Here is an 8,292-nt window from a genome sequence, read left to right on the forward strand (position 1 = left end):
GCTTCTGGAACCCATCGGAAACATGCCGCCAGCCGAAGCTGAAGAGCAATATTACGCCATGCTAGACGAACCAGCCATGGCCGCATAACTTAAACGCAATAGCCTCCGGCAAACCCGGCGCGGTTCAAGGCAAAACAGTTGCGCGGGATTGTAGCGGAGTTTCAAATTGAGAATGCTCTCTCTGAGAGGCAGACCAGTCAAACCAACCCGGAGACAGCGTCAATGTCTTCGCCAGCAAGCCGGATGCTTGAAGAGGTCGCGAACGCACTCGGCACAGTGAGTGACCGTCGAGTTGCAGATAGATCCCGGCAATGACCGCGGACCGCCTCAGGTCGTTCCCAGATTGCTTCAAATGGAGTCCATTTTGCCGCCACTTAAGAAGCTTCCCGAGGATCTGTAGCGGATGTCATTAGATGACGAAATTCAGCAAGTCAGAAAGAAGAAGACTGGCGGCACCGCGTAAAGCCGCCAGGCATTCGCTGTCTCCGAAAGCAAGGGCAATTTCATCACCCGGGCGATGGAATACCAATTCCCGAAAGCTTTCCTGGATTAAATGAAGCATCGGGTTTCCCCCTCGTACGATGTCGCCGTGAATAATGATGAAATTGGGTGCCATGAACTGCTGGAGGTTCGCCAGACCGACCGAGATATTGAACGCGTAGTCGCGAAGTAATTCTCTTGCGCCTGGGACATTGTCGTTGGCCAGAGTCAATAATCGGCTCACATCCAATGAGTGAGGTTGTGGCAGCCGCCTGACCTTGGCCTCGTCTGCTAACCACTTCGAGCTGGCGATTGTTTCCCAGCATCCGCGTCGGCCGCACTGGCATAACCGACCTTTGATGTCTACGGTCGTATGACCGATTTCACCGCCTGCACCTGCGGATCCCCGATAGAGATGCCCATCAAGGTAAAGCGCCCCACCCAAAGTCTCGCCGATATGGACCGAGGCGAAGTTTCTCCGACCGCGGCCTTGCCCAAACCATCGGTCTCCAACCAGCAAAGCTCTGGTATCCTGATCGACACACACGGTAACTCCAAATCTTTTGTGCAACTCGGCTTCGAGGGGTAAGCCGTCCAGGAATGGCCCGAGACTGACGGTCACAATTGTGCCCGTCTCCGTATTGATCGTTCCAGCCACTGCTACACCTATCCCTAAGATCGGCTTGCCAGATGCGATAGTTTCTTCGACACAGGTGCATATAATACGTGAGGCGTCGGAGGGGTGTGTTAGGTTCTTCGGAAAATCGGCGGCGTGTTGAGCATAGACCTCGCCCTCCAAAGAGACCAAACACGCACTCACGCGGTCGTGCAGCAGGAGCACCGCGCACATAGGTCTTGCATCCTTGGAAAACCATAACTTGGTAGCTGGCTTGCCCCCTGTTTCGTTCGGAGGTATCACTTCTCCTTCCGCAAGAACACCCTGATCGATCAGGGGCTGCACAATCCCTCCGATAGTTCCTCGAGTCACACCGGTAAGGCGGGCGAGATCCGCTCTGCTAGATGGCCCTATGTCGTACAAGGCTTGCAACAATCGGCCCCGATTCGCGGCGCCCAAGGTTCCCGTTGGAATCAATCTTTGAGCCAGTACAATACCCTTAGTGCTCTCATCAATATGGTGATCGTCAGGACTGCCCTCGCGTTCTCCCAGTCGATGAGCTTCGTGTCTTCTTATCAAGGATTCCATAGCATCCAATCCTGTTGCCGAATTCCATTGCCACCAACGGCCAGTACTAGCGGAGGGCGACCTTTCGCCATTCGGTGGGGCTCGGATTATGAGCTGGGGTGGCAATGTGCTGTTGGTCCAACGCTTCTTCAATCGGCACCGGGCGTTACGGGAAACTTTGGCCGGTTCCCGTCCCCAGCTTCATTCAGTGATCTCAGTTGTCCGGCCAGCCGTTAAAAAACTATTGAAATTTCCAACGTGCTCCGCACAGAAGCTGACCAAAGTGACGCCTTAGGCGCCCGTCCGCCAATATACAACAAATATTCAGTAACATAATTATTGTGCCCGCCTGCTCCTAATTCTACTTTATATTATACTTTGTGATATACTGTAATTTAGCTACCAAACGTGGGAAAGCAGTGCTAGCGTTTGTGTGGGCTGATCAGCATTCTAGTGAGCATGATTGGAGAACGTGATGAACGGATTCGGTGCACTACGGCTCATAACTCGCAACACAACTGGTGCTTTCTCAGGCGAGAAGCTCGCCGTTTTCGGTGGGAAGCCTGTGGTCCCCCAGGGACGTGTTACACCTTGGCCCGCCGCGGAGAATAAGCACTTGCATGCACTCCAAGGTGTTGTGGATGGTGGAAGGTATCACCGCGTTAACCACCCAATCGTGAGCGATTTGGAACAAGATCTTGCAAGCTGGACTGGGAAGTGGCAAGTGCGCGCTGTCGGCAGCGGAACGGCGGCCATTCACATCGAGCTCGACTACGTCAAAGAGCGAGGCGAGCAAGTCGTTACCGCGGCACTGAATTGGCCAGGAGCGGTAGGACCAATCAAAATCAGCGGTCTCGAACCCGTCTTCGTTGATGTCGACATGAACTTGGCCGGGATTGATCAGCGCGCGGCCGCTGAAAAGTTCAACCCTAATGTAGCTGCAGTTTTAGTCACTCACCTTTTCGGAAACAATGTTCTCGTCCCCGACGCGAGGTCTGCAGCGCGAGCTCAGGGCATTGCTGTGATCGACGACATCTGCCAATCAATCGGCGCCGCGAAAGCAATCGTCGGCGGTGCGCATCTTGATGCAGACGCGCTCGCTCTATCCGGAAACGGCGCCAAGCACCTTGGGGCCGGCGAACTGGGATTTGTCATTACGGAAGACGCCAACTTGATTGCACATGTTGATCGCGTATCGCTGTCCAGCTCGTCTCGAAGTGGAGCGCGAATATTCTCGCCCTATTCCCAAGGGTACAACTACAGGCCGAACGTATTCTCGTCATCTATAGCGAAGCTGCGGGTAACAGAGATGGATACGCAACTGCAAATCCGAAGAGACAATTGCAAGCTTTTATGGGAGATGATCGGCGAACTTGTGGGCATATCTCCTCTCTTCAACCCATCCGACTGCGACCATTCGATGCTCAACTTTCCCCTCCGGATCGAACCTGAGGCGCTTGGCTTCGCACCCGGCCCGGCTGCAAGGGATTTCGTGGTCAGGTCTCTGCAGGCCGAAGGCGTGCCTATCTGTGTTTGGCTCACGAAGCCCGTATTCGAATATCTTCCAGACATTTGCGACAACTGGAAGGCCGCCGATTTCCCGAACACAGTGAAACTGTTGGATACGATGTTTTACGTCTCGGAGATTGCGCCACCCAACAATGGCGAATTGATGGAGCTTTATGCAGAGGCGTTTCACAAGGTTTGGAATGCTCTTCATAAGCAAGGTCCGAAGATCGCGGCAGAAGCAATTTCCGGCTGAGCACGACGCATCAATTTCCCAGTGCCGCAATGGTCAACATCCGATCGGATACAATCCTACCCTGCTCAATGCCTGGAAGATTGAAAGCTGGAACTGGGACAAACCTCAGAGTCATTCTATAATGAGGACTGCTTATGTCTTTTTCAAAACGTCCGGAACTACTGATCTTCGACTGCGATGGGGTTCTCGTCGATAGTGAGCTTATTGCAACTGCGGTGCACATCGAAGCTTTGGCGAAATTCGGCTACATCATATCGGCTGAAGAGTATAACGATCGCTTCATAGGGATGACTGACCAGCAAAGTTATTCAGTCATAGAATCCGAGGGCGACTTACGCCTACCGGAGGATCATCATGAATGTGTGATGGCCGAAGTTGCAAAACGATATCCTCGCGATCTGCATGCAATCAGCGGCGTTCGGCAAACCTTGGAGACCATTAATTTAAAGAAGTGCGTGGCGTCGAACAGCGATGCTGCAAAGCTTTCCTTGGCGCTTAAAGTCACGGACCTACATGATTACTTTTGGCCCCATGTCTTCAGCGCTTCGCAGGTTGCGAGTGGTAAGCCTGCGCCGGATCTGTTTCTGTTTGCAGCAGATCATATGAACACACCGGCTAGCAGTTGTCTCGTTATTGAAGACAGCGTTGCTGGCACTCAGGCGGCGGTGGCAGCCGGGATGATGGTGATTGGCTTCGTAGGTGCTTCGCATTGCCTTCCTGGGCACGGAGACAAACTGATGGAAGCAGGTGCCACTAAGCTGTTTAGCCGCATGACCGCGTTGCCACAAATCTTAGCAGGTTTGTGATCACGCTGTTGCGTGCTGGCGACCCGTCTTGAATCGCGGCGTCACCGTGCAGGATATATCGTGAGGTCCGATAGCTCACTAGTGCACGGGCTTCACCTCAAGTTGACCGATCGTCACGCGATTGCTCGGCCCGCCAAAAAATGGAGACACTATGACCGAGAAAGCAATGGTAGCTGGAACTCCGGTAACGATCGAGTACCTAGAAAGATTTCCGAATTTCATTTCCATTTGCGCAAGTTGGTCTTTCGGACAATGGGGTTGTCAATCAAATGGCTCGTACGAACAAACGCGAGGCGAGTTTGAAGCGGCAACAAAAAGCTCGATGCCGCTAACACTAGTCGCCATCGAAAACGCGTTGCCAGTAGGAATGGTCACGTTGGCTGATCGTGATTTCGATGGAAAATCTCATCTATCCCCTTGGCTTAAGTCGCTTTTTGTCCATCCATTTCACCGCAAAAAAGGAATAGCCAGGTTGTTGATCGAGCGGCTCGAGCACGAAGCATCGTGCCTCGGTTGCAAGAGTCTTTATCTGACAACAGAGGACGCGCAACTTCTTTACGAGAAGAGCGGCTGGCGGGCAATTGATCACGTCCAAACATCGTATGGCGAAGCGGCGTTAATGAAGAAAGCCCTGCTTCCTCTCAACTGAGGCTACGCTAGGACGAAATAATTGCGCCGGAGCTCCAAGCTGCTTTCATGACAACTCTCTCAACGCTTGAGCACGCGACGTCGCGACGTGGCAACGCAGCGCCTTGGGTGGAAGCTGATTTATGGATCATCTTGATGTTGAAGAGCGTGTTATTGCCGGCACATCGCAGCGATAGTGGGCCGGCTAAAAACTTCCTCGCACTACGGGCACCCCCCAGGATTTCGCTCTCCCAAGCCTTAGCCACTGCTGTGATGGGCTGTTGCAAAGGCCGCACGAACAAGCCGTACAAAGTAGCGAGCTACCCGAAATTCTCATCGAAAGGTTCCGAATCTCCATGGACACCAGCAACAATGTGGCATCAGTGCTTGTGAATTTTTGCTCCTCGCGTCTCGGTTACCTCGGCGGCCGACGTGATCTGCGTGCATCGCTCACTTTAACTTCTCTTCTTGCTTTCGGTATTCCATCCTACGCCGCAGCAGAGGCGCTACTTCCGGTAAAGCCTTCACCATATCTTGTAAGCGCGATTACAAGAAACATGTTCAAGCTGCCGAAACCCGATGACGACTTGGTCCTGCTATCTGCGCACCGCGGATCCTGGGAGATCTATCCTGAGAATTCAGCCTATGCCTTGCAAGACGCCTGGAATTCGCAGATTGAGAGCGTGGAGGTCGATGCCCGCTTCACCGCAGACAAAGAAGTCGTTCTATCTCATGACTACAGGATTGAGCGCGAATCAACTGGAAGCGGCCTATTATATAATCAGAACTTGTCGCAGCTACGACAGGCCGATCTACGGGACCGACATGGCCGCGTTTTTACGGATTCACAAGGGCGAAAGGCGAAGTTCCTAACATTCTCCGCCGCGCTCGATCTACTCGCCGAATATGTTTCCGATGATGGTCATGGGTACGTGATGATCGTCGATATCAAGGCGGCAGTCGATGATCAGGACCCTACTGATCCCATCGAGCTCATGCAACGCTGCCTTGACATTCTCGCGAGCAAGGGAAATGCGAAACTCAGCAAAGCCGTTGTATTCAAGCTCAAAGCAAAGGATGCGGCGGATGTCGGCACGATTCTAAATCGGACAACCTACGACCCCAACCTCATTGGCGGGCTAATTGTCGTCGAAAACCCGGATGACGAGAATGTGAAGGATTCCAGCTATGATCCCCACGAGGATCCAATCTACGATCAATGGAATGTGGTGCCGTTCTCCATTCAGTTTGAAATGAACCAATTCTATAAAGGTGACGGTCTGCAGGCATATTTCGACTATATCGACCAGCAGCAGGGCTTCGCCACCTATCATGAAAGTAACTACTTTCCAGAGGGCGTCGCAAACAGCGCCGGAAAATGCTGCTTCGAGCACAACACGGATCCGAAATCGACCGCTCAGCGAGGGATCGTACCAGATTACCGAGGAGATCCTGAGATGGCGCTCGTCAATCGTACCAATCTTATCACCACTGATTGGCCCGACGTAGTCGGCGATATGCTGCGCCAGATACGGCGCCGCAACACCTCCGAACTCACTCGCTAGAGCAAGACCTCCGCTTTCAAAAAGGGAATGTTTTGATGAATAATGGAATAAAAATCTTCCTATTGTCTTCCGCGCTGGGCTGTCTTGTCGCTGGAGAAGGGCAAGGGGCATCATGTACCAATGAAGCCAATTGCCTTAGAAGCGCGTCGGAGAAAGTATCTCAGACGCTCACACCGAAGGTAGTGCCCATTTTCGGGGAATTTCCAAAGCTGTACATACACGACTCGGCGGCAGAAGCGGATTATCCGGTGCCCGAAGATACGAGGCAGGCATTTGACTTCTATACCAACAAGACTTCCTTCAACCTTCCACCGCGCACGTCAATCGAGACTAGTCAAAGCGCGTCGATCAGACCAGACACGGGGTTCACTGTCCTTCTGGTCGAAAAAACCCGTGAAAATACTGTTCCTAATGGCGGCAGCGCCTTATCGCTTCTAAGTTCTAATTCAAACGATGCTTACCTATCATTCGCATTGGGAGCTGCACCCAATCCGAATGGTCAGAAGTGGTCATTCGCGAAAAGCCTGCTTCAAAGCGACATGGCGTCTACTGCATGGTGGCAGAAGCCCTGGGACATGAACGTCGTGGGGCCAACAGGGGCATTCTCCGGCACTGAGTGGATTTACTATACCTTTACTCCAGACGGCAAAGTTCGCATGGACCGCTTTGCGCCATACACATATTTTCTAGCGTTTACAGCTTACCAGTGGGATGAGGCAGTGCTCGACAGTGGGTTCCCGCATTCTCCTTTCAGCTCTGGCACGCCAACCGATCGTCCGAAATCCGTCATTTTCGGATCGGTTGGCCCATGGGTTATTGGCGCTGCAGCAGTGCCCGGTCAGACATCGCCCATGATTGAGCCAATTGAGGCGTTACCGGGGTTTGAGGGAGTGACGATCTTCGCGAACCCCTTGTCGATGAAAGAAGTCGTAGCGTATCAGAACTCCCTGAAGAGGAGCGACTTTCTCGACGTCAACATGCTGCCCTGCAACAGCGGCCAGTACCTTTCCGGCGAGATAAGGACTCCCTGCGGCACGGCTCGTCCTGGCAATCCTCCGTCGAATGTAAAATCGGTGGCTGGTGATGCGATCCGCACTAATATTGAACGCTTTGAATAACGAATGTTGGACGACTCTGATTTGTTCCAACGCGATCAGACGGCATCAGTTTCAGCTACCGCGATGCCGCAATCCCGGTCGCTTGTGAACCGAATGTCTGACAAGATTGGGCAAAGATGGTGACCACTCAAGCGTGGAAATCGCCGCGTTAAGATATTCGTAAGCATCCGGTGATTGCCGCACCTGGCGCTGATGGTGTGTAGGTTCAGCGGTCTGACTGAAGTGCCGCGACGGCTCTTGCCGCCTTATCGCAGCGCTCTCTAAGTTCTGGGTATGAGAGCCCCATGTGCTCGTTCGCGATCTTGAAGAGATACTGCGCGATGGCATCAACTGAGGCGGTTTGGTTGGCCAGCATGCCAAAGACGGTATCGGCATAGGCATCATATTCGTCTTGCGCTTCAGGAATGTCCGACACCCCGATGGGGTCCCACTCGGTGAGCAATATTTTCCGAATGATAGCTCGGTTGGCTTTGCGATCCATCGTTGATCCTATGCCGCAACGGCTGCTGTTTGCGTCGGTTTCCAGTTCCACGGCAGCAATTTTTCCAGCCTGCTGATCGGCGTGTCGGCAATGTTGGCGAGAACGTCGGCGAGCCAAGCCTGTGGGTCGATGTCATTGAGCTTGGCGGTTTATGCCGACCGTCGAACTATGCCGAACGCCTCTTTTGATGGGGACGCTACACCGTGCGTTCCCGGCCGGTTCGGCGGGTCGCCGTTGGTTGACACTCGGCATAGTTCTCATGCTCAGAGG

7 protein-coding genes and 1 pseudogene are annotated in these 8,292 nt (G+C 53.1%); 5 read left to right on the forward strand and 3 right to left on the reverse strand.

Going from position 1 to position 8,292, the window contains the following annotated elements:
- Positions 1–409 precede the first annotated feature (409 nt).
- On the reverse strand, positions 410–1,684 hold the full coding sequence (locus HJC00_RS32040) for an ROK family protein (protein ID WP_168301801.1): 1,275 nt from the start codon (positions 1,682–1,684) through the stop codon (positions 410–412).
- A gap of 454 nt (positions 1,685–2,138) precedes the next feature.
- Here HJC00_RS32040 and HJC00_RS32045 point away from each other — a divergent pair, with 454 nt between their 5' ends.
- The 5 genes from HJC00_RS32045 (at position 2,139) to HJC00_RS32065 (ending at position 7,541) form a co-directional block, all read left to right on the forward strand.
- The gene (locus HJC00_RS32045) at positions 2,139–3,425 is read left to right on the forward strand and encodes a DegT/DnrJ/EryC1/StrS family aminotransferase (RefSeq protein ID WP_168301800.1); all 1,287 of its coding nucleotides are present in this window, start codon (positions 2,139–2,141) and stop codon (positions 3,423–3,425) included.
- Positions 3,426–3,559: 134 nt separating this feature from the next.
- On the forward strand, positions 3,560–4,231 hold the full coding sequence (locus HJC00_RS32050; RefSeq protein ID WP_168301799.1) for an HAD family hydrolase: 672 nt from the start codon (positions 3,560–3,562) through the stop codon (positions 4,229–4,231).
- 151 nt (positions 4,232–4,382) lie between these two features.
- Positions 4,383–4,880: a GNAT family N-acetyltransferase gene (locus HJC00_RS32055; RefSeq protein WP_245515214.1), complete on the forward strand. Its 498-nt coding sequence runs from the start codon at positions 4,383–4,385 to the stop codon at positions 4,878–4,880.
- A 334-nt stretch (positions 4,881–5,214) separates the two neighbouring features.
- Positions 5,215–6,423, forward strand: a complete 1,209-nt coding sequence (locus HJC00_RS32060; RefSeq protein WP_245007029.1) for a glycerophosphodiester phosphodiesterase family protein — start codon at positions 5,215–5,217, stop codon at positions 6,421–6,423.
- A gap of 35 nt (positions 6,424–6,458) precedes the next feature.
- A complete protein-coding gene (locus HJC00_RS32065; protein ID WP_206118687.1) occupies positions 6,459–7,541 on the forward strand; it encodes a hypothetical protein in 1,083 nt (360 codons plus the stop codon).
- Positions 7,542–7,746: 205 nt separating this feature from the next.
- On the opposite strand, the gene HJC00_RS32070 is transcribed toward HJC00_RS32065, so the two are convergent.
- Both HJC00_RS32070 and HJC00_RS32075 read right to left on the reverse strand, forming a co-directional pair.
- Entirely contained in the window at positions 7,747–8,073 is a 327-nt protein-coding gene (locus tag HJC00_RS32070) for a hypothetical protein (protein WP_311044209.1), read from the reverse strand.
- Positions 8,031–8,171 (reverse strand): annotated as a pseudogene (locus HJC00_RS32075) (transposase domain-containing protein); the annotation flags it as partial. The pseudogene HJC00_RS32075 and the gene HJC00_RS32070, both read right to left, overlap by 43 nt.
- Positions 8,172–8,292: the final 121 nt, after the last annotated feature.

This window comes from Rhizobium sp. NLR22b, assembly GCF_019685295.1.
Taxonomy (GTDB): domain Bacteria; phylum Pseudomonadota; class Alphaproteobacteria; order Rhizobiales; family Rhizobiaceae; genus Rhizobium.